At 66.3% G+C, this 20,868-nt stretch carries 17 protein-coding genes; 8 read left to right on the top strand and 9 right to left on the bottom strand.

All coding sequences use genetic code 11. The features are described from left to right. Positions 1-189 precede the first annotated feature (189 nt). The gene (typA, locus tag ACQ5J0_RS09815; protein ID WP_462567298.1) at positions 190-2,016 is read left to right on the top strand and encodes a translational GTPase TypA; all 1,827 of its coding nucleotides are present in this window, start codon (positions 190-192) and stop codon (positions 2,014-2,016) included. 7 nt (positions 2,017-2,023) lie between these two features. Here typA and ACQ5J0_RS09810 read toward each other — a convergent pair whose 3' ends face one another. Together ACQ5J0_RS09810 and ACQ5J0_RS09805 are read right to left on the bottom strand one after the other, a co-directional pair. Beyond that, positions 2,024-2,782 carry a hypothetical protein gene (locus tag ACQ5J0_RS09810; protein WP_462567297.1) on the bottom strand — a complete coding sequence of 253 codons (759 nt, stop codon included), beginning with the start codon at positions 2,780-2,782 and terminating at the stop codon, positions 2,024-2,026. 113 nt (positions 2,783-2,895) lie between these two features. Further along, a complete protein-coding gene (locus ACQ5J0_RS09805; protein WP_462567296.1) occupies positions 2,896-5,292 on the bottom strand; it encodes a TonB-dependent receptor in 2,397 nt (798 codons plus the stop codon). Positions 5,293-5,445: 153 nt separating this feature from the next. Between ACQ5J0_RS09805 and putP the strand changes: the two genes are divergently transcribed. From putP to ACQ5J0_RS09785, 4 genes are read left to right on the top strand one after another with little or no spacing between them, the layout of a single operon-like run. Continuing rightward, the gene (putP, locus tag ACQ5J0_RS09800) at positions 5,446-6,930 is read left to right on the top strand and encodes a sodium/proline symporter PutP (protein ID WP_462567295.1); all 1,485 of its coding nucleotides are present in this window, start codon (positions 5,446-5,448) and stop codon (positions 6,928-6,930) included. Further along, positions 6,927-8,726 (top strand): gamma-glutamyltransferase family protein, encoded by a 1,800-nt coding sequence (locus tag ACQ5J0_RS09795; RefSeq protein ID WP_462567294.1) that lies wholly within the window; start codon positions 6,927-6,929, stop codon positions 8,724-8,726. Before putP ends, ACQ5J0_RS09795 begins: the two co-directional genes overlap by 4 nt. Positions 8,727-8,737: 11 nt before the next feature. Then, entirely contained in the window at positions 8,738-9,112 is a 375-nt protein-coding gene (locus tag ACQ5J0_RS09790) for a VOC family protein (protein WP_462567293.1), read from the top strand. Positions 9,113-9,170: 58 nt separating this feature from the next. Beyond that, entirely contained in the window at positions 9,171-9,839 is a 669-nt protein-coding gene (locus ACQ5J0_RS09785; RefSeq protein WP_462567292.1) for an extensin-like domain-containing protein, read from the top strand. 16 nt (positions 9,840-9,855) lie between these two features. Here ACQ5J0_RS09785 and ACQ5J0_RS09780 read toward each other — a convergent pair whose 3' ends face one another. The 6 genes from ACQ5J0_RS09780 to ACQ5J0_RS09755 form a co-directional block, all read right to left on the bottom strand. After that, a complete protein-coding gene (locus ACQ5J0_RS09780) occupies positions 9,856-10,611 on the bottom strand; it encodes a peptidase (RefSeq protein WP_462567291.1) in 756 nt (251 codons plus the stop codon). A 25-nt stretch (positions 10,612-10,636) separates the two neighbouring features. Further along, positions 10,637-11,452 carry a transglutaminase family protein gene (locus ACQ5J0_RS09775; protein ID WP_462567290.1) on the bottom strand — a complete coding sequence of 272 codons (816 nt, stop codon included), beginning with the start codon at positions 11,450-11,452 and terminating at the stop codon, positions 10,637-10,639. Then, the gene (locus ACQ5J0_RS09770) at positions 11,452-12,396 is read right to left on the bottom strand and encodes an alpha-E domain-containing protein (protein ID WP_462567289.1); all 945 of its coding nucleotides are present in this window, start codon (positions 12,394-12,396) and stop codon (positions 11,452-11,454) included. The genes ACQ5J0_RS09775 and ACQ5J0_RS09770 overlap by 1 nt, the downstream gene beginning before the upstream one ends. Continuing rightward, on the bottom strand, positions 12,396-13,820 hold the full coding sequence (locus ACQ5J0_RS09765; RefSeq protein WP_462567288.1) for a circularly permuted type 2 ATP-grasp protein: 1,425 nt from the start codon (positions 13,818-13,820) through the stop codon (positions 12,396-12,398). Before ACQ5J0_RS09765 ends, ACQ5J0_RS09770 begins: the two co-directional genes overlap by 1 nt. Before the next feature lie 76 nt (positions 13,821-13,896). Further along, positions 13,897-14,688, bottom strand: coding sequence for an esterase/lipase family protein (locus tag ACQ5J0_RS09760; RefSeq protein WP_462567287.1), 792 nt, complete (start codon positions 14,686-14,688; stop codon positions 13,897-13,899). A 92-nt stretch (positions 14,689-14,780) separates the two neighbouring features. Beyond that, positions 14,781-15,320: a DUF3617 domain-containing protein gene (locus tag ACQ5J0_RS09755; RefSeq protein WP_462567286.1), complete on the bottom strand. Its 540-nt coding sequence runs from the start codon at positions 15,318-15,320 to the stop codon at positions 14,781-14,783. A 110-nt stretch (positions 15,321-15,430) separates the two neighbouring features. Here ACQ5J0_RS09755 and uvrB point away from each other — a divergent pair, with 110 nt between their 5' ends. The 3 genes from uvrB to ACQ5J0_RS09740 all read left to right on the top strand — a co-directional run bounded on the left by uvrB (position 15,431) and on the right by ACQ5J0_RS09740 (position 18,799). Then, a complete protein-coding gene (uvrB, locus tag ACQ5J0_RS09750; RefSeq protein ID WP_462567285.1) occupies positions 15,431-17,626 on the top strand; it encodes an excinuclease ABC subunit UvrB in 2,196 nt (731 codons plus the stop codon). An 85-nt stretch (positions 17,627-17,711) separates the two neighbouring features. Continuing rightward, positions 17,712-18,224, top strand: a complete 513-nt coding sequence (locus ACQ5J0_RS09745; RefSeq protein WP_462567284.1) for a hypothetical protein — start codon at positions 17,712-17,714, stop codon at positions 18,222-18,224. A gap of 41 nt (positions 18,225-18,265) precedes the next feature. Continuing rightward, a complete protein-coding gene (locus tag ACQ5J0_RS09740; protein WP_462567283.1) occupies positions 18,266-18,799 on the top strand; it encodes a hypothetical protein in 534 nt (177 codons plus the stop codon). Here the strand turns inward: ACQ5J0_RS09740 and ACQ5J0_RS09735 are convergent. Then, positions 18,771-20,840: a protein-disulfide reductase DsbD family protein gene (locus tag ACQ5J0_RS09735; protein ID WP_462567282.1), complete on the bottom strand. Its 2,070-nt coding sequence runs from the start codon at positions 20,838-20,840 to the stop codon at positions 18,771-18,773. The two genes, ACQ5J0_RS09740 and ACQ5J0_RS09735, sit on opposite strands and share 29 nt — an antisense overlap. Between the last annotated feature and the right edge of the window lie 28 nt (positions 20,841-20,868).

Here is a 20,868-nt window from a genome sequence, read left to right as displayed (position 1 = left end):
GAGGACCCATCCTGTTGCTCAACGCCAATGTTGCGTCGTTCGTCGGATTGTTGCGCGATTGTTGCAACCAATTCACACCTTCGGCGTCACCCGGCCTTTTGCACCGTCCGAGCTTGCCGTGGGAGGGCACCTGCGGTAGGGGCGCGCGACCCCATTCCCCAGACACTCTCCCCACGAAAGCACCGCCTCATGTCCCGCGATCTGCGTAATATCGCCATCATCGCCCACGTCGACCATGGCAAGACCACGCTCGTTGACCAGCTCTTCCGCCAGTCCGGCACCTTCCGCGAGAACCAGCGCGTCGAAGAACGTGCCATGGATTCGGGCGATCTGGAAAAGGAGCGGGGCATCACGATCCTCGCCAAATGCACCAGCGTCGAATGGGAGCATGACGGCACCAACACCCGCATCAACATCGTCGATACCCCCGGCCACGCCGACTTCGGCGCCGAGGTCGAGCGCATCCTGTCGATGGTTGACGGGGTGATCCTGCTGGTCGATGCCGCCGAAGGCCCGATGCCGCAGACCAAATTCGTCACCGGCAAGGCGCTGGCGCTGGGTCTCAAGCCGATCGTCGTCGTCAACAAGATCGATCGTTCCGACGCGCGCCCCGACGAGGTGCTCGACGAATGTTTCGAGCTCTTCCTCAGCCTCGACGCCAATGACGAGCAGCTCGACTTCCCCTCGCTCTGGGCCTCGGGCCGCGACGGCTATGCGAGCGCCGACAAGGACGCGCGCTCGGGCGATCTCGATCCCCTGTTCAAGCTCATCGTCGATCACGTGCCCGCGCCGGGTCTCGACCCCGACGGTCCGTTCAGCTTTCTCGCGACGCTGCTCGACCGCGACAATTTCATGGGCCGCGTGCTCACCGGCCGGATCCAGTCCGGTACCGTGCGCGTCAACGATCCGATCCACGCCATCGACGTCGACGGCAAGGTGGTCGAGGTCGGCCGCGCCACCAAGCTGATGAGCTTCGACGGGCTCGACCGCGTTCCGGTCGAGACTGCGGTGGCGGGCGACATCATCGCGCTCGCCGGGCTTGAGAAGGCGACCGTTTCCAACACCGTCGCCGATCCCTCGGTCAAGGAGCCGATCCCCGCGCAGCCGATCGATCCGCCGACGCTGGCGATGCGCTTCAGCGTCAACGACAGCCCGCTGGCGGGCCGCGAAGGTTCCAAGGTCACCAGCCGCATGATCCGCGACCGCCTGTTGCGCGAAGCGGAAACCAATGTCGCCATCCGCGTCACCGAGGCTGCCGACAAGGACAGCTTCGAAGTCGCGGGCCGCGGCGAATTGCAGCTCGGCGTGCTGATCGAGACGATGCGCCGCGAAGGCTTCGAGCTTGGCATCAGCCGCCCGCGCGTCCTCTTCCAGGAAGAGGACGGCAAGCGGCTCGAGCCCTATGAAACCGTGGTCATCGACGTCGATGACGAGCATTCGGGCACCGTCGTCGAGAAGATGCAGCGCCGCAAGGCCGAGCTCACCGAGATGCGCCCGAGCGGCAGCGGTAAGACCCGGATCACCTTCTCGGCGCCCAGCCGCGGGCTGATCGGCTATCACGGCGAGTTTCTGTCCGATACGCGCGGCACCGGGATCATGAACCGGCTGTTCGAGAAATACGGCCCCTACAAGGGTGCGGTCGGCGGTCGCCAGAACGGCGTTCTGCTGTCCAACTCGGCCGGCGAAGCCACCGCCTATGCGCTGTTCGCGCTGGAAGAACGCGGCGAGCTGTTCATCGGCGCGGGCGAGAAGATCTACGAGGGCATCATCATCGGCGAGAACGCCAAGCCCGAGGATCTCGAGGTCAACCCGCTCAAGTCCAAGCAGCTGACCAACTTCCGCTCGACCGGCAAGGACGACGCGATCCGCCTCACCCCGCCGCGCGCGATGACCCTCGAACAGGCGATCGCCTATATCGACGACGACGAGATGGTCGAGGTGACCCCGCAGACGATCCGTCTGCGCAAGGCGATCCTCGATCCCAACGAGCGCAAGAAAGCCAAGCGCAAGGGCTGAGCCGCGTTCAGCCGGTCAGCGCCTGTTCGCTCAGCACCAGCGCCGCATAGAGGAGCGTGCCGCCTGCGAAGGGGAGGAAGAAGCTCTTCCTCTCCTCGGGCAGCTCCTCCTTGAGCACGACGAGAACGATCGCGCCCGAAACGAAGGCGAACAGGCCGCCGATGACGATCTGGGGCACGGAGACCTGCGTTCCCAGGATCCAGCCGGCCAGCGTCGCCGCGCTCAGGATCCATCGGCCGCGGTCGTCGTAAAGCTCGGGATGGTCCCCGCGGGTGCCGAAATCGGCGGTGACGAAATGCAGCGTCATGGCGAAGAAATACAGCGCCAGCCCGATCAGGCCGGTGTCTTCGCGGTGGTTGAGAAGATAGCCGATCACGAATATCAGCAGGCTGCTGACCGCGATATGCAGCCAGAACACGCTGCTCTCGGGCCTGGCGCGCTCGATCTGGTCCTTGTCCTGGCCGCGGCTGCGCTTCAGCGCTCGCTCGGTGCCGTAGAAGGCTGCCACCCCGAACAGCGCAAGCAGATAAACCGCGCTTTCGGCCATCACCTCGCCCAGACCCGTTGCACGGTTGAACGCGCCGGCATGCGCGCCGAGTTCGGGCAGCATGTGGAGGAAGACGTAGGCCACCGCCACGCCGCCCGAGAAGCTGAGCCAGCGGCTGCGCGGGTTGCGGTCGAGGAACCGCAAGCGCCCGACGAACAGATGCACCAGGCAGAACGCCACCGCCATGAGACCGGTGAAAAGGGTGGCAGAAGCGGTCAAAGCCGGCCCTCCCCGCCCCAGATCGAAACCGTGCAACCTGCTACCATGCTCCAACGATAGACGCCGCCCTCCCGCTTGGCGAGAGGGCGGCGCCGGTCATGCTGCGGGTGGGACTAGATCCGGCCGGTGATCTGAATCCCGTAGAAGCGCGGCTCGGCCGGAATGAAGGTCGAAATACCGAAGCCGCCGCCGGTGTTGCCCGCGTCGAGCAGATATTCCTCGTCGGCGGCGTTGCGGATGAAGCCCGCAATTTCGAGCCGGTCGTCGGCAAAGCTAACACCCGCGCGGGCATTGATCAGCGTGACCGGCCCCTGCGAGATCTCCGGATCGTTGGGTACCTGGAAGAAGATGCGGCTGCGATAGGTGATCGAAGGGGTGGCGAAGAACCGCATCCCGTTGCCAAGCGGCGCGTCCACGGTGAAGCCTGCCGCCGCCTGCCATTCGGGCTGGAGCCGGAACCGGTCGCCCGCAAATACGCCGTTTTCCGGCTTATCGTCGATACCACCGTCGATGTAGCCGACATTACCGAACAGACTCAGCCAATCGGTGGCGTTGATCGCCAGTTCCGCTTCGACGCCCAGATTGCTCGCCGAGCCGGCGCTTTCCGTAACCGTCGAGCCGACCGCACCAGCCGGATCGTTCGGTTCGGTGATCGTGCGCGAAATCTGGAAACCGTCGTACTGCTGGTAGTAAACACCGAGCGACCCCGACACGGCGCCGAAGCTCGCTTTGATCCCACCTTCGTAGTTCCAGACGACTTCCTCCGGCACCAACTGGACGTTTGCTACCGGAATGCCGCCGCTACGGGCCGCACCCAGCTGAACCACCGGCGAGCGTCGTCCCTTCGAAATCGTGCCATAGACGTTCACGTCGGGACTCAGCCGATAGAGGACGTTGAACCGGGGCAGCACCGCCGAGAAGCTGTCTTCGGTGGTAAAGGTCTGTCCGGCAGTGTCGATCTGACCCGGAATGAGCGAAGCGCGCAGATTGATGCCTGCCGCCCGCAATTGGTCCAGAAGAGTGCCTGGCAGGATGCTGGCCAGCAGCGGTACCGGCACATCGGCGCGGAAGCCCGAGCGGCGCTTCTCGATCAGCAGCCGGACGCCGGCGGTCAGTTCGAGCGAATCCGTGGGGATCCAGGTGCTGTCCGCAAACATCGAATAGCTGTCGTTCTTGCCCTGATTCTCGAACGTCGAGCTGTAGGGGATCTGCGTCAGCGCGCCTCCGGTGATCGCCGCAGTAGCCTGCGCCGCGGTTACCACGCCCTCGGCGTTGATGCAGCCGATCGGCAGGGCATTGCTGAGGCACTGGAGGAAAGTGCCCTCTTCCGAAGAAAACGGCACGTTCTGGAGATTGTCTTCGGTGAAGACGTTCCAGCCGAACGAGGCACGCCAGCTTGGGTCGGTGTAGGTGAAGCGGCTCTCGTGGCTGGCCTGCCAGCCCTCCGCGATCTCGGCGAACTCGAGATACCACGCCGCCGAACCGTCGGCGTCGAACACTTCGCGGCTGTCGAACTCGCGGTAACCGTTGACGGTGGTGAAGTTCCAGCCATCGGCGAAATCGTAGCTGGCGGTGAGGTTGACGTCGTAAATCTCGCGATTGAGGCCGAGTTGGTCGTTACCGAGCGCTTCGGCCGAGAGCGGCGAGCCGCCGAGGTTCGCCCGACCGAAGGGATCGCCGGGACCGTCCTCGGTCGGAAGCGCGCGCGAAATGAACGGCGTGCCGCCGTTGCGCTGGCGGTCGAAGGTGCCGATCAGGTCGACGGTGAGATCGGCGGTCGGCGTGTAGCGTAGCGACGCGCGGACGCCGAGATTGTCCTGCGAATAGAGCTCTTCTTCCTGATTGGGAGCGAGGTTCTCGACATAGCCGTCGCGGGTGCGCCATTCGGCGGCGATCCGGCCCGCGAGCACGTCCGACCCGGCGTTGACATAGCCCGAGAGCAGCGTCTGGTTGAAATTGCCGTAGCCGCCGGTCACTTCGGCGGAAAAGCCTTCGCGCGGGCGCGCCGAGACCAGGCTGATCGCGCCGACCGCGGAGGCGGTGCCGAACAGCGTCGCCTGCGGCCCCTTGATCACCTCGACCCGGTCGAGATCGTAGATCGCCTGGTAGGAGCCGCGCGAGCGCGAGATGTCGACGCCGTTGTAATAGAGTGTGACGCGCGGCCCCTGCTGCGAGGAACCCGAATCCGAGGTGATGCCGCGGATGACGATGCCGGGATTGTTGGCGCTCTGCTCCTGGATGTTGAGCCCGGGAACATAGTTGGAGAGCTCGTCGAGATCGGTGACGCCCAGCTCGCTGATCCGATTGCCGGTCAGCGCCGAGATGGTGATCGGCACATCGACCGCGCGCTGTTCGATCTTCTGCGCGGTGACGATGATCTCATTGCCGCGGACGGGCTCTTCCTGCGCCGGCGCTTCGGGCTGCACCGCAGCCTGTGCGAAGGCGGGCGCAAAGGGCACGAGCGCGGTGGTCGCGGCGAGCAGAGCGAAAACGGAACGTCTGACAGTCATTGTCGAGGAGCCTTTTCATTATTGGTCGCCGCGCCTCTGCGCCGCTCCGGTGACAGGGCCACGACAATTATGTTGCACTGCGGTGAAAGCCGGATCGACCACCCGTGACCGCGCGAGTGGCAATTGTTCGCCGCCTTTGTTAATCGCCCGTCCATGCAAACCGGAACCCTGATCACCCTCGCCCTCTATTTCATCCTGATGATCGGCATCGGGCTGTTCGCCTGGAAGCGCTCGACCGACACCAGCGAGGGCTATCTGCTCGCGGGACGCAATCTGTCGCCCGGCGTCGCGGCGCTCTCCGCAGGCGCTTCGGATATGTCGGGCTGGCTGCTGCTGGGCCTGCCCGGTGCGCTGTTCGCCGCCGGGCTGGTCGAAGCCTGGATCGGGATCGGGCTGTTCCTGGGCGCGGTGGCGAACTGGTACATCGTCGCGCCGCGGCTGCGCCGCCAGACGCAGGATCTGGGCAATGCACTCACCATCCCGCAATTCCTCGCTAACCGCTTTCCCGACAAGGCGGTGCTGCTGCGGGTCATCAGCGCGATCGTGATCGTCGCCTTCTTCACCGTCTACACCGCCGCTGGCCTAGTCGGCGGCGGCAAGCTGTTCCAGACCGCCTTCGCCGAACTGCTGCCCGCTTCGGGCATGAGCGATTACATGCTCGGCATCTGGATCACCGCCGGGGTGGTGCTCGCCTACACCATGGTGGGCGGCTTCCTCGCGGTCAGCCTGACCGATTTCGTGCAGGGCTGCATCATGGTGGTGGCGCTGGTGCTGATGCCGCTGGTGGTGATGTTCGGCGATGGCGGCAGCGGCGGTGCCTCGCTGCTCGAAGTGCCGGTCGAGGGCTTCCTCAGCCTGACGCAGGGGCTAACCGCGCTCGGCTTCATCAGCGCGGTGACCTGGGGGCTGGGCTATTTCGGCCAGCCGCATATCATCGTGCGGTTCATGGCGCTGCGTAGCGTCGAGGACGTGCCCGCGGCGCGCGCCATCGGGCTGATCTGGATGGCGGTGGCGCTGGCCGGTTCGCTCGGTATCGGGCTCGCGGGCCGCGCCTACGCCAACCGCAACGGGCTGGTGATCGACGACCCCGAGACGATCTTCATCGTTCTTTCGGAGCTGCTGTTCCACCCGCTGGTGACCGGCTTCCTGCTCGCCGCACTGCTCGCCGCGATCATGAGCACGATCAGCTCGCAGCTGCTGGTCTCCTCCAGCTCGCTGACCGAGGATTTCTACCGCCTGTTCCTGCGCAAAAACGCCAGCGAACGCGAGGCGGTGAATGTCGGGCGGATCTGCGTCGCGCTGGTGGCGCTGGCCGCGATCGTCATCGCCGCCGATCCCGACAGCGAGGTGCTGGGTCTGGTCGCCAACGCCTGGGCCGGGTTCGGCGCCGCCTTCGGGCCGCTGATCGTGCTGGCGCTGACCTGGGACCGGATGACTGGCGCGGGGGCGGTGGCCGGGCTGGTGACCGGCGCGGCGGTGGTCGCGCTGTGGATCGCGCTCGGGCTGAATGCAGACTTCATCGGCGGCCAGGGTCTCTACGAGATCGTCCCCGGCTTCATCGCCAGCTGGCTCGCCATCGTGCTGGTCAGCAGGGCCACGCAGCCGCAAGCCAACGCCGCCACTCTGGAGAGAACATGATCAGATCGCACACGCTGCTCGCCGGTATCGCCGCCCTCGCCCTGACCGCAACCGGCGGGCAGGCGCAGGAGCCTGAGAGTCCTCGGCCGATCGAGCAGCAGATCGGCGCCGGGGGCCGTCCGGTCGGCGCGAACTGGTCGCGCAGCCCGGTGATCGCCGAGCACGGCATGGCCGCCACCGCGCATCCGCTGGCGACGCAGATCGCGCTCGACATCCTCAAGGCGGGCGGCAGCGCGGTCGATGCGGCGATCGCCGCCAATGCCGCGCTCGGGCTGATGGAGCCGACCGGCAACGGCATCGGGGGCGATCTGTTCGCGATCGTCTACGACCCGGCGACCGACAAGCTCCACGGCATCAATGGCTCGGGCCGCTCGCCCAGCGGACAAACGCTCGCGCAATTGCGCGCCAAACTGGACGGCGCGGAGGCGCTGCCCCCGGTCGGTCCGCTGCCGGTCACCATCCCGGGCACGGTCGACGCCTGGTTCGCGATGCACGAACGCTTCGGCAAGCTACCGATGAGCGACATCCTCGCGCCCACCGTGCGCTACGCCCGCGAAGGCCATCCGGTCGCTCCCGTCATCGCCATGTATCTCGAGCGCAGCCTGCGCTCGTTCGAGGCGCGGCAGCAGACCATGCCGTTCGATTTCGCCAATGCGCGCGCCACCTGGTTCGCCGATGGCAGTGCGCCCGAGGCGGGCGAGATCTTCCGCAACCCCGATCTGGCCGCCACGCTCGAGACCATCGGGCGCGACGGACGCGACGCTTTTTACGAAGGCGAGCTCGCGCAGGTGATGGTCGACTATCTGCAGCGACAGGGTTCGGCCTACACGCTCGCGGACTTCGCCGCGCATGACAGCGAATGGGTCGATCCCGCCTGCGCGCTTTACCGCGACGGCTATGAATTGTGCGAGCTGCCGCCCAACAGCCAGGGCTTCGCCGCGCTGCAGATGGTCAACATCCTCAAAAACGTCGATCTCGCGCAGTGGGAACGCGGCAGCCCCGAGGCGATCCACTACATCACCGAAGCCAAGCGGCTCGCCTACGCCGATGTCGCGCGGTTCTACGCCGATCCCGACTTCGCCGCTCTGCCCGCCGAACTCCTCACCGAGGAATACGGCCGCGAGCGCTTCGCGCTGATCGATCCGGCGCGCGCCACCCCCGAATTCGGCCCCGGCGAGCCCAAGCTCGAGGGCCAAGGCGACACCACCTATCTGACCGTGGTCGACGGCGACGGGATGATGGTGAGCCTGATCCAGTCCAACTACCGCGGCATGGGCGGCGGGCTGACCCCCGACGGGCTGGGCTTCATGTTCCAGGACCGCGGCGAGCTCTACAGCCTCGATCCCGCGCATCCCAACGCCTACGAGCCGAAAAAGCGCCCCTTCCAGACCATCATCCCCGCCTTCGTGAAGAAGGACGGCAAGCCGTGGATGACGTTGGGGCTGATGGGCGGTGGGATGCAGCCGCAGGGCCATGTCCAGGTGCTGATCAACATGGTCGATTACGACATGAACCTGCAGGAAGCGGGCGACGCGGCGCGGATCAACCACGATGGCGGGCGCCAGCCCACCGAACCGCTGGCCGGTCCTTCCGCCGATCCGCTGGGCACGCTGTTCGTCGAACCGGGCCTGCCCGCCGCGACCGTCGAGCGGCTGCGCGCGATGGGTCACACAGTCGAAGTGGTCGCCGACGGAATCATGTTCGGCGGCTATCAGGCGATCGCCCGCGACCCCGAGACCGGGGTGCTGACCGGCGCGACCGAAATGCGCAAGGACGGGCAGGCGAGCGGCTACTGAGGAGCGAGGCGATGGCGAAGGTGACCGGACTGGGCGGGGTCTTCTACGTGGTGAAGGACCCCGAGGCGACGCGGCAATGGTACCGCGAGGTGCTCGGGCTCGGCGGCGAATACGGCCCGCAGCTGATGTGGTCCGAAGAGACCAAGGAGCAGCCCTATTCGCTGGTCAGCCATTTCAAGGACGATGCCTATATCAAGCCGGGCGCCGGCGGCTTCATGATCAACCTGCGGGTCGACGATTGCGACGCCATGGTCGAACAGCTCAAGGCCAAGGGCGTCGCAATTCTCGACAGCGCCGACGAGGGCTATGGCAAGTTCGCCTGGCTGCTCGACCCCGACGGGATCAAGATCGAGCTGTGGGAGCAATGCGCGGTTCCCGAATCCTGACGCAGGTTTCGCGCCCCGCTTAGGCTTTGGTTAAGCATGATCGGGTTACGGCTCGCGCATGCGGCAGTTGCTCTGGTTTCTCGCGCTCATCGCGCTCGGCGGATGCTCCGCAGTGCCGCAGTCGCGCGAACCGGAACGGCCCGGAGCACGCGGCGCTTCGAACGGCGCCGCCGTATCGATCCGGCCCGAAGCCGCGCAATGCCTCAGCGAGCTGGCGCGCACCGGATCGCTCTACTCGCCCGTCCCCGACCGCCACTACGGCGCCGGTTGCCAGATATCCAACAGCGTCCGGCTCGATCGCCTTCAGGGCGACGCGGGCGGATTTGCGCTGTCGAATCTGGGTCCGGTTGCCTGTCCGCTGGCGAGTGCCTTTTCGGGCTGGGCGCGCTTCGGCGTGGACCGTGCGGCGCGCCAGATGCTCGGCAGCCCGCTAGAGCGGATCGAGACCATGGGCAGCTATTCCTGCCGCAACGTGGCCGGCACCGGGCGGCTCTCGGCGCACAGCCGGGCCGAAGCGATCGATATCGGCGCTTTCGTGCTCGCGGACGGACGCCGGATCAGCGTGATCGACGGTTGGTCGTCGCGCGATCGCGACGAGCAGGCCTTTCTCCGCACAGTCCATCGCAGCGCCTGCAAGCGCTTCGGCACCGTGCTGGGTCCGGAGTACAACGCCGCGCATCGCGACCATCTGCATGTCGAGCTGGGCAGCGGAAGCTTCTGCCGCTGACCTCGGCCATGACGCGTTATTCGGCTTCGTAATCGCTGAAGAAGCTGTAGTCGGGCAGCGAATGGAACGCGGTGCGCAGGGCATCGCTCCAGCTGGTCGAGATTGCCAGAAAATAGGGATCGTCATGCGCGATTCGGCGCTGGTGCGTCACCTCGAACTGGTCGCGTTCGATCACCATCAGATCGAGCGGCAGGCCGACCGAGAGATTGGCCTTGAGCGTCGAATCGAACGACACCGTCAGCAGCTTGACCGCATCCTCCATGCTCATCGAGCGATCGTAGCCGCGCAGGATAATCGGGCGGCCGTATTTGGTCTCGCCGATCTGGAAGAAGGGCGTGTCGGCGCTGGCCTCGATGAAATTGCCTTCCGGATAGACCATGAACAATCGCGGCTCCATCCCGGCGATCTGGCCCGCGACGATGATCGAGGCGGTGAAGCGGCCCTTGCCGCGCTCGCCATTGATGCGCTGGCGCTCGGCGATGGTTTCGCGCACCAGTTTGCCGATCTCGCTCGCGACCTGGAACATGGTCGGCGATTGCAGCAGCACATTGTCGCGCTGGTCGGGTTCCTTGGTGCGCTCTTCGAGCTGGCTGACCACCGCCTGGGTGGTGGCGAGATTGCCTGCGGTCATGACGGTGATGATCCGGTCGCCGGGCACCTGCCAGTGGAACATCTTGCGGAACACGGAAATGTTGTCGACACCCGAATTTGTGCGGGTGTCGCTCATCAACACGAGACCCTTCTCGACGATCATTCCCACGCAATATGTCATGCATTCTCCCTGTTGTTGAACCTGGTTATTGTTGAACCTGGCGCTGAGCCACGGCGACTTCGACCTGCAGCTCCTGCGAGGCGCTGCCGAAGGTGATCCCGGTGATCGGCGCGGCATCGCGGTAATCGCGCCCGGTGGCAACCCGGACATAGCGCTGGTCGGGGCTGATGCCGTTGGAAATGTCGAATCCGACCCAGCCCAGCCCTTCGACGAAGGCCTCGGCCCAGCCATGGGTGGCATCCTGCTCGATGCGGTCGTCCATCATCAGATAGCCGCTGACATAGCGCGCGGGGATATCGAGCGACCGCGCTGCGCCGATGAAGATCTGCGCATGATCCTGACACACGCCGTGCCCTTCGCAGAGCGATTGTTCGGCAGGCGTGTTCACATCGGTGGTGCCGATCTCGTAGGCAACCGCATCGATGATCCGCGCCGAGAGCGTGTGAAGCGTGTCGAGCGGTTGCTGGCCTTCGGCGCGGACGCTTTCAGCCAGCGCCTTCATCCTGGGCCCGGGCTTGGTCCGCGGGGTCTGGCCGCGGAAGCTCCACAGCGGCAGGTGGCCGGCGTGGTGGCCGATGACGCCGGCATGGTCCGAGGTGTCAACCTCGCCGCTGCAGGTGACCGTGACCTCGCGCGCACCGCCATCCACGGCAACCAGCGTCACGCGGTTGTGGTGCTGATCGTCGTAGCTGAGTTCCTCGTGCGCATGGTCGAATTCCATGGTCCAGGAGAGGATTTCCTGACCCTGAGTGGCTTTGGGCGTGAGCCGCAGCCGCTGGAGCGCGTGGACAACCGGTTCGGAGAAGCGATAGCGGGTGGTGTGGCGGATATCGAGGCGCATCAGGCAAGGAACCTGTAATCTTGGGCGATCGCCTGAGCGATCGACGAGTTGGCGGCGGTGAAATCGGTCAGGAACTGGTGCAGGCCCTTGTCGAACACGTCCTCGATCGAGAGCCCGGACAAGCGCGTATCGGATTCGCGCATGAGTTCGTTGCTGGTGCCCTCGATGCCGTGGATGCGGGCCAGCGCAGCGAGATTCTCGCGCAGCGCCGCGTGCGAATAGGCCAGGCTGCGCGGGAAGCGCTCGTCGAGCACGAGGAAGCTGACGATACCGCGCGCATCGATCTGTCCGGCGTTGAGCCAGCGGTACGCGCTGTCTCCCGAGACCGAACGCAGCACCATGTCCCATTGCCCGGTGTCCATGCTCGACCCGACATAGGACAGCGAGGGCAGCAGCAGATAGTATTTGATGTCCATGATGCGGGCGATGTTGTCGGCGCGTTCGATGAAGGTCCCGGCGCGGGCGAAGTGGAAGCCCTCCTCGCGCAGCATCGAGCCCAGCACCGCGCCATGCGCCAGCGTGCCCGCGCGGCGCACCGCGGTCAGCACCTCGCCGACGCGCTGTTCGCCGACCGGGCGCGCAAGCATGTCCTTGATCTGCAGCCAGCTGTCGTTGACCGCTTCCCAGACCTCGCTGGTGATCGCGCTGCGCGCCTCGCGGGCGTTGGAGCGGATCTGCTGGAACGTGTTGAGGACGCTGGCGGAACTGTCCTTGTCGCGCAGGATGTAGTTCCAGGCCTGCATGCCGGTGTAGGTGGCGTTCTTGGCCTCGTAGCCGCGGCGGTGGCCGGCGGTCTCGATGACCGAACGCCATTCCTCCTCGGCGCTGACCGAATCGCGGGTCAGCGCCATGCGCAGCCCCGCGTCGAGCAGGCGCGCGGTGTTTTCGGCCCGCTCGAGATAGCGGAACATCCAGAACAGCGAATTGGCGGTTCTTCCCAGCATCAGTCTTTGAGCACCCAAGTGTCCTTGGTGCCCCCGCCCTGGCTCGAGTTGACCACCAGCGACCCCGGCTTCATCGCCACCCGGGTCAGCCCGCCGGGGGTGATGTCCACCTTGTCGGGCGAGACCAGCACGAAGGGGCGCAGATCGAGATGGCGCGGTGCGAGGCCGCGATTGGTGAAGATCGGACAGGTCGAGAGCGCCAGCGTCGGCTGAGCGATATAGCCTTCGGGATCGGCGCGCAGTTTGGCGGCGAAATCGCTCAACTCCTTCTTGCTCGCCGCCGGCCCGATCAGCATCCCATAGCCGCCAGACCCATGAACTTCCTTGACCACCAGCTCGGCCAGATTGTCGAGCACATAGGCGAGGCTGTCCGGGTCCGAGCAGCGCCAGGTCTGGACATTGGGCAGCAGCGGTTTCTCGCCGGTGTAGAATTCGACGATCTCGGGCATGAAGGAATAGATCGCCTTGTCGTCGGCGACCCCGGTGCCCGGCGCATTGGCGATGGTGACCCGGCCGGCGCGATAGACATCCATGATGCCCGGCACACCCAGCACACTGTCGGGGTTGAAGCTGAGCGGATCGAGAAATTCGTCGTCGACCCGGCGATAGATCACGTCGATCGGCTTGTAGCCCCAGGTGGTGCGCATCGCGACCCGGCCATCGACGATGCGCAGGTCGCGGCCCTCGACCAGTTCGGCGCCCATCTGCTCGGCGAGGAAGGCGTGTTCGAAATAGGCGGAGTTGAAGATGCCCGGCGTCAGCACCGCGACGACGGGCTTGCCCTCGGCGCAGGCAGGGGCGCAGGCGGCCAGGCTCTTGGCGAGCCGGCGCGGGTAGTTGGAAACGCTTTCGACCGGTACGCGCATGAACAGTTCGGGGAACATCGCCATCATCGTCTCGCGGTTCTCCAGCATGTAGGAGACCCCGCTGGGGGTGCGGGCGTTGTCCTCGAGCACGTAGAACTCGTCCGGTCCGGTGCGGACCAGATCGATCCCGACGATATGGGTGTAAATCCCCCCCGGCGGGGTGAAACCGACCATATGCGGCAGCCAGGCGGCGTTGTTGCGGAACAGGTGCTCGGGCACGCGGCCGGCGCGAATGATCTCCTGCCGGTGGTAGAGATCGTGCATGAAGGCGTTGAGCGCGGAGACGCGCTGCTCGATGCCCTTGGTCAGCTTGCGCCATTCATGCGCGGTGATGATCCGCGGCACCATGTCGAAGGGGATCAGCCGCTCTTCGGCCTCGTCCTCGCCGTAGACATTGAAAGTGATGCCGGTGCGGCGGAAGGCGGTTTCGGCGTCGCGGTGCTTGCGCTTGAGGAAAGATTTTTCCTGCTCGCCATACCACGCCTGATAGCCAATATAGGCGTCGCGCACACCGCCATCGGACTTGTGCATCTCGTCGAAAAATTCGCCTGCTGCCATGTTTCCCCAAGAACGCTGCGCCCGAGCCAGAAATGGCCGGGGTCCAAGCGCTCGTTCCCGTCATGACAACAAAGGTTCAGACCGCCTCAAGTTCCCCTAACACGGTTTTAATAACTTCGGGCGAGGATACGAAGCCCATGTGGGTGCAGTGCATGCCGATCGCCCGATCGCGCTCGCCCACCCTGCCGCGCGCGCAGCGCGGGTGGACCACTCCGTCGCGCGGGCTCCACAAGGCTACCGTCTCGACCGGCGGCTTGCGCGCAGGCTCGGCATCGAATTCGGGTTCGTCGACCCGGTGGCCGGCAATCGCCTGATAGGCGCGCCAGCCGTTGTTGGCGCGCGGGCTGCCCGAAAACGGCGATCCCAGAGTGATGATCTTGGCGACCTTGTCGGGGTGCAGCTTGGCAAGCTCGCGCGCCATCACGCCGCCCAGGCTCCAGCCGACCAGCACGATCGGCTCGCCAGCGCGTTCGTGCAGTTCGAGCAGACGCGCCTCGACCTTGGCGAAGCGCTTGGCGGTCGCGCCAAAATTGTACCCGACGCCCCAGCGCTTGGCGGTGTGCCCCGCTTTTTCGAGGATGTGTGCCATATATCGCATGCGGATGGGGTGCGCGCCGAAACCGGGCAGCAGCATGACGGTGCGCGGGCGTTCGCTCGGGCTGATCTCGAACTTGCGGAACAGCCGCCGGAACGGCTCGAACACCCACCCCAGTTCGCGCAGCAGCAACAGCGCTCGCGGCGAACGCACGTCGTCGGGGTTGGGTTCGCTCGCCAGCGCCCAGCGGCGGGCGAGTTCGGCTCGGCTCCACCCTTCGGCAAGCTTGGTATCCAGGGGGCCGGTTGCCGTCATTGTGTCATAGGACGCCATGCCGGATGAACGCGGGGTGAGAAGAATCGGTTCCGCCTCCGGCCGCCCTTCACCTCAACGCCAGTCACCCAGCTCAAGCGAGTTACCCAGCCTCAAGGGCAGTCACCCACGCGCTCGTGGGTCGCCTTCATCCGCAAGGTCGAATCGCCCATTCCCGCCATGTCGCCGGTCATGGTCATATTCATCGCCGAGGAAGTCGGGGTCGCGGTTCCGGTCATCGCCATCTGGATGGTGTTGCCCTGCTCGCCGGTGCATTGCATCAGCGCATCGATTTCACCGCCATCGACATCGAAGCGCTGGAAGGTGCAGTCGCCGTCCTGCGACTGGCGCGCCATCTCCTCGTAGCCCTTGTCGACATCGGCCTGGGTCAGGCAATATTCGTGCGCCTGGCCGTCCATCATCTGGCGCAGCATGTCGCCCGCGCCCGCGGGCGCGCCGGGGATATCGACCTCGAGCACTTCCATCACCGCGCGATACTGGCCCGGCTGCGGCTGGACGGTGTCGCGCGCGCGTTCGGCCACTTCGGACTGGCTGATCCCGCCGCCGTCCGCGTCCGCGTCCTCGGGTTCGGGCTCGCCGCAGCCGGCGAGAGCGAGAAGGGCGAGCGGGGCGGCGAAAACGGATGGGTGCATGACGAGATCTCCCTGACAAGCCGGTGGGCTTCCAGGGCAATCTGCACGCCAATGCGGTGCTTGCCAAGCGCCCGTTGATCGGCGGCTCCCCCTGCCCCATATCGGCGCATATGGCCGAACTCGTAATCCGCCGGGGACTCGATGAACCCGATACCACCGGGGACTTCGTACCCCACAAACCCGCGCGGCCCGAGAAATCGATGCCGGGGCGCCCCTTCGAGCTGATCTCGCAATACAGCCCCGCCGGCGATCAGCCGACCGCGATCGAGGATCTGGTCGGCGCCGTGAACGAGGGCGAGCAGACGCAGGTGCTGCTGGGGGTCACCGGCAGCGGCAAGACCTACACCATGGCGCAGGTGATCGAGCGGGTGCAGCGCCCCGCGCTCATCCTCGCGCCCAACAAGATCCTCGCCGCGCAGCTCTATGGCGAGTTCAAGAGCTTCTTTCCCAACAATGCGGTCGAGTATTTCGTCAGCTATTACGACTATTACCAGCCCGAGGCCTATGTCCCGCGCTCGGACACCTATATCGAGAAGGAAAGTTCGGTGAACGAGGCGATCGACCGGATGCGCCACTCGGCCACCCGCGCGCTGCTCGAACGCGACGACGTGATCATCGTCGCCTCGGTTTCATGCCTCTACGGCATCGGCTCGGTCGAGACCTATTCGGCGATGATCTTCGATCTCAAGAAAGGCGAGAGCGTCGACCAGCGCGAGCTGATCCGCAAGCTGGTCGCGCTGCAATACAAGCGCAACGACGTCGCCTTCGCGCGGGGCAATTTCCGCGTCCGCGGCGACAGCCTCGAAATCTACCCCTCGCATTACGAGGACATCGCCTGGCGGATCGGCTTCTTCGGCGACGAGATCGAGGAAATCAGCGAATTCGATCCGCTCACCGGCAAGAAGGGCGCGAGCCTCGAGAAGGTCCGCGTCTACGCCAATTCGCACTATGTCACGCCCGGTCCGACGATGAAGCAGGCGGCCGAGGCGATCCGCTTCGAGCTGACCGAACGATTGAAGGAACTGCACGCCGAGGGTCACTTGCTCGAAGCCCAGCGGCTCGAGCAGCGGACCAATTTCGATCTCGAGATGATTGCCGCGACCGGCAGCTGCAACGGGATCGAGAATTACAGCCGCTTCCTGACCGGCCGCCTGCCGGGCGAGCCGCCGCCCACGCTGTTCGAATATCTGCCCGAGAACGCGCTGCTGTTCGTCGACGAAAGCCACCAGACCGTGCCGCAGATCGGCGCGATGTCGAAGGGCGATCATCGGCGCAAGATCACGCTGGCCGAATTCGGCTTCCGCCTGCCGTCGTGCATCGACAACCGCCCGCTGCGCTTCAACGAATGGGACGCGATGCGCCCTCAGACCGTCGCGGTCTCGGCCACTCCCGGCAGCTGGGAGATGGAGCAGACCGGCGGCGTCTTCGCCGAACAGGTCATCCGCCCCACCGGGCTGATCGATCCCCCGGTCGAGATCCGCCCGGTCGAGGACCAGGTGCAGGACTGCATCGACCAGTGTCTCAAGACCGCCAAGCAGGGCTACCGCACGCTGGTCACCACGCTGACCAAGCGGATGGCCGAGGACCTGACCGAATTCATGCACGAACAGGGCGTGCGGGTGCGCTACATGCACTCCGACGTCGAGACGCTGGAGCGGATCGAGCTGATCCGCGACCTGCGGCTGGGCGTCTATGACGTGCTGATCGGCATCAACCTCCTGCGCGAGGGGCTCGACATCCCCGAATGCGGGCTGGTGGCGATCCTCGATGCCGACAAGGAAGGCTTCCTGCGCTCGGAAACCTCGCTCATCCAGACCATCGGCCGCGCGGCGCGCAACGTGGACGGGCGGGTGATCCTCTATGCCGACCGCATCACCGGCTCGATGGAGCGCGCGATCGCGGAGACCGATCGCCGCCGCGAGAAGCAGCGCGAATACAATGCCGAGCACGGCATCACCCCCACCACGATCAAGCGCGACATCGCCGATATCGTCGCGCACAGCGCGGCGCAGGACGGGGTGACGGTCGATATCGGCGACCCCGCGGTCAACAATCTGGTGGGCCACAATCTGCGCGGCTATATCGAGGACCTCGAAAAGCGGATGCGCAACGCTGCGGCCAATCTGGAATTCGAGGAGGCGGGCCGGCTGCGCGACGAGATCCGCCGGCTCGAGAACGACGAGCTCGGCCTGCCCGACGGCGAGAAGCGCGCACCGCAGGTCGGCCGCTCGAACGAAGGCAAGCCGGGTACCCGTAAGATGCGCTACGGCAAGACCAGCTACAAGAAGATGGGCGGCAAACCGTAAAGGTTACAACCAGTTAACCATCGTTCGCGGAACCCGCTGGGCCAGGCATGGTTTCCTGCATAGTCTCTTCGAAAGGAACTCGCCCTTGCGCCTCCCTCTGGTCCTTCTCGCCCCGTTCGCGCTTGCCGCCTGTTCCGACAACGCCGAGGAGCCGGTCGATGCGGCAGCATCGCTCGAAGAAACCACCACGGCTCAAGCAGGCGCCGACGCGCAGGGCAATCGCTGGTTCTACAAGCCCGCGACGCAGACCGCGCTGTTCGGCCCCGCGAATTCGGAAGGCATCGTTTCGCTCAGCTGCAATCTCTCGCTCGACGAGGACGATGCGGTGGTCGCTTTCCAATGGCTCTCGGCGGCGCAGGAGGGCGCCCGGGAAACCGTCGCCGTCACGTCGGGCGACCGGACGGTCGAATTTTCGGTGACCGGCACCGCCAGCGCGCTCGGGCCCGACGCGATCTGGAACGGCGAGATTGCCGCCGGCGATCCGGCGCTCGCCTTCTTCGCAGCCTCGTCGGAGCCGCTGACTTTCACCCTCGGCAGCGAAAGCGTGACCACGCCCGCGGACGAGGCGATCGACCGGGTGGTGGCCGCCTGCAGCTGACGGGAATTGACCATCGGCGGGGTGATCGCATAGCTGCGCCGATGCGCTCCATCACCCTCCTGTGTCTCGCCGCCCTCCCGCTCCTCGCGCTACCATCGTGCAAGCCGCCCGCCGCCGACGATTACGTCGCACGGGTCGGGCTCCAGGAGCGCTCGGGCCCGTCCGAACCGCTGCTCGCGCCCGACACTGCGGGAGCGCAATGGGTCGTCAGCCGCGAGCCGGGACGGATCATCTATGGCAATCCCGGCGAGACGCCGCTGCTGGCGCTGGCCTGCGTGGAAGGTCCGGGCGGAGCGCAGATCGCCTATGAACGGATCGTCGCCGCCGATCCCAACGCCAAGGCGATCCTCGCGCTGATCGGCAATTCGCATGTCACCCGGCTGTTTGTCGATGCCGAGAAAGTCGGGGACGACTGGCGCTGGCGCGGCGCGACCGACGCCGAGGATCCCGCGCTCGAAGTGCTCACCGGACCCCGGCAGGTTGAAGCGACGGTACCCGGTGCAGGCAGCGTCATCCTCAACCCGAGCAGCGTGCCGCGCGAATTGATCAATCGCTGCCGGGCGCAGGGTCAGTAACGGAACCTCGCGCCTGCTGCGCCAGATCCGTCAACAGATCCGGCGTGAGCACCTGCGGCAGGGTCTGCGCCCCCTCCCCCGCCGGATACCACAGGTAGAGCGGCACCCCCGCCGCGCCCTGATCGGTGAGGAAGCGCGCGATTTCCTCGTCGCGGCGGGTCCAGTCGCCGACCAGCGTGATCACCCCCGCTTCCTCGAAAGCCGCGCGTACCGCCTCGCGTTCGATCGCGGCGCTTTCGTTGACCTTGCAGGTCACGCACCAGTCGGCGGTGAACCAGACGAACACCGGTTGGCCGGTCGCGCGCGCCGCGGCCAGCGCCGCCTCGCTGAAGGGGCGCGGGTCGTGGATGCTTTCGCTGGCCTGCGCCGGAGCTGCGGACTGGCCGGACAAGAGGACTGAGAAGGTCCCGGTCGCCGCCAGCGCGACCAGAGCGCCCGCCACGCGAAACTTGCCCGCTCGCCGCGCGAACAGCACCGCGAGCAGCAGCACCGCCCCCGCCGACAGCCCCAGCGCCGCGAGCGCGAAGCCGGCGCCCGCCATCCGCCACAGCAGCCAGACCAGCGCCAGCGCAGTCAGCCCCATCGGCAGCGCCATCCAGCGGCGGAAACTGGCCATCCACGGTCCCGGTCGCGGCAGCGCGCGGCGCAGGCCCGGCACGAAGCCGAGCAGCAGGAAGGGCAGCGCCAGCCCCACCCCGAGCGCCGCGAACAGCGCGAGCGCCTGCGCCACCGGCAGCAGCAGCGCGGCGCCCATCGCCGCCGCCATGAAGGGACCGGTGCACGGCGTCGCGACGAAGGCCGCGAGCAGTCCGGTCCCGAAGCTGCTCGCCCCGCCCTTCCCGCCGCGCATCACCAGGCCGGGAAGCTCGAACGCGCCGGCGAAATTGGCGGTGATCGCCGCGGCAAGCACTAGCAGCGCCACCACCACCGCGAGCTCCTGCAGCTGGAACGCCCAGCCGATCTGCTCTCCCGCCGCGCGCAAGGCGAGCAGCAGCGCCCCCAGTGCGAGACAGGCGAGCACCACGCCGAGCGTGTAGAACAGCGCATCGCGCCGCGCCGCGCGCTCGTCGCCCCCCGCCCTGGCGAGCGAGAGCGCCTTGAGGCTGAGGATCGGGAAGACGCAGGGCATCACGTTGAGCAGCAGTCCGCCCAGCAGCGCGCCGAGCAGAGCGAGCCAGACCGAGGGCAGCTCGTCTGCGCCGGGCGCGAACGCAGTTCCCGATGCTGGGACCGCGCCCGGCTGCGCCGTGAAGCGAACGCCCTCGCCTTGCCCGAACGACAGGATGCCCGACAGGGTCGCCGGCAGCGTGCCGCGGCCCAGCGGGATCTCGGCGATGAGCCGGTCGCCATCGCGGAAGAAGGCTTGATCCGCGGTGTAATCGACCAGATCGGGTTCGCCGATGAAAACATGCGGGGCGCCTAGGTCGAGCTCGGCGGGGACCGGGACCGCGATCCGCAAACGCCCGTTCGCGATCGCGAAGCTTCCCTCGCGGTCGAGCAGCGGCGCGATCGCGGCGCGCCAGCGGTCGAAGCGCGGATCGAGCGCAATGGTGTTGGCGTCGAGCGTCAGCCGCGCCTGCTGCGGCACGCAGATGGTGTCGGTGCAGGCGAGATAATCCGCCTCGACCGCGATCGCGGCCACATCCCCGACGTCCGCGCCCGCCGGCACGCTGACCGGGACCAGCACCGTGTAGGCGCCTTCGTAAATGTGGTTCATCAGCCCCGAGATCACCAGCCGCTCGGGCACCGGGTAGAGCGGCTCGCCCGCCTCCCAGCCCGCGGGCAGCTCCCAGTCGAGCTCCATCCCGTAGCCGGCATCGCCCGGATTGCGCCAGTAGCCGTGCCATTCCTCGGACACGGGCGTGAAATGCAGCGCCAGCGTCCATTCCTCGCCCGCCACCGCCGCACCCTCGGCGAAGAGTTCGGCGCGGATCGAGTTCTCGCGCTCGCCTTGCGCAAAGGCGGCGGAGGCGAACAGCACCGCGCAGGCCAATAGCGCCAGCAGGCTCCGCAACCCGTTCAACATCCTTGCCTCGATCACGCGACAGCCTCTAGGGCGAGGGACTGCT

The sequence above is a fragment of the Qipengyuania sp. SM2512 genome (genome assembly GCF_054954005.1).
This window is presented reverse-complemented; position numbering and strand designations above follow the sequence as displayed.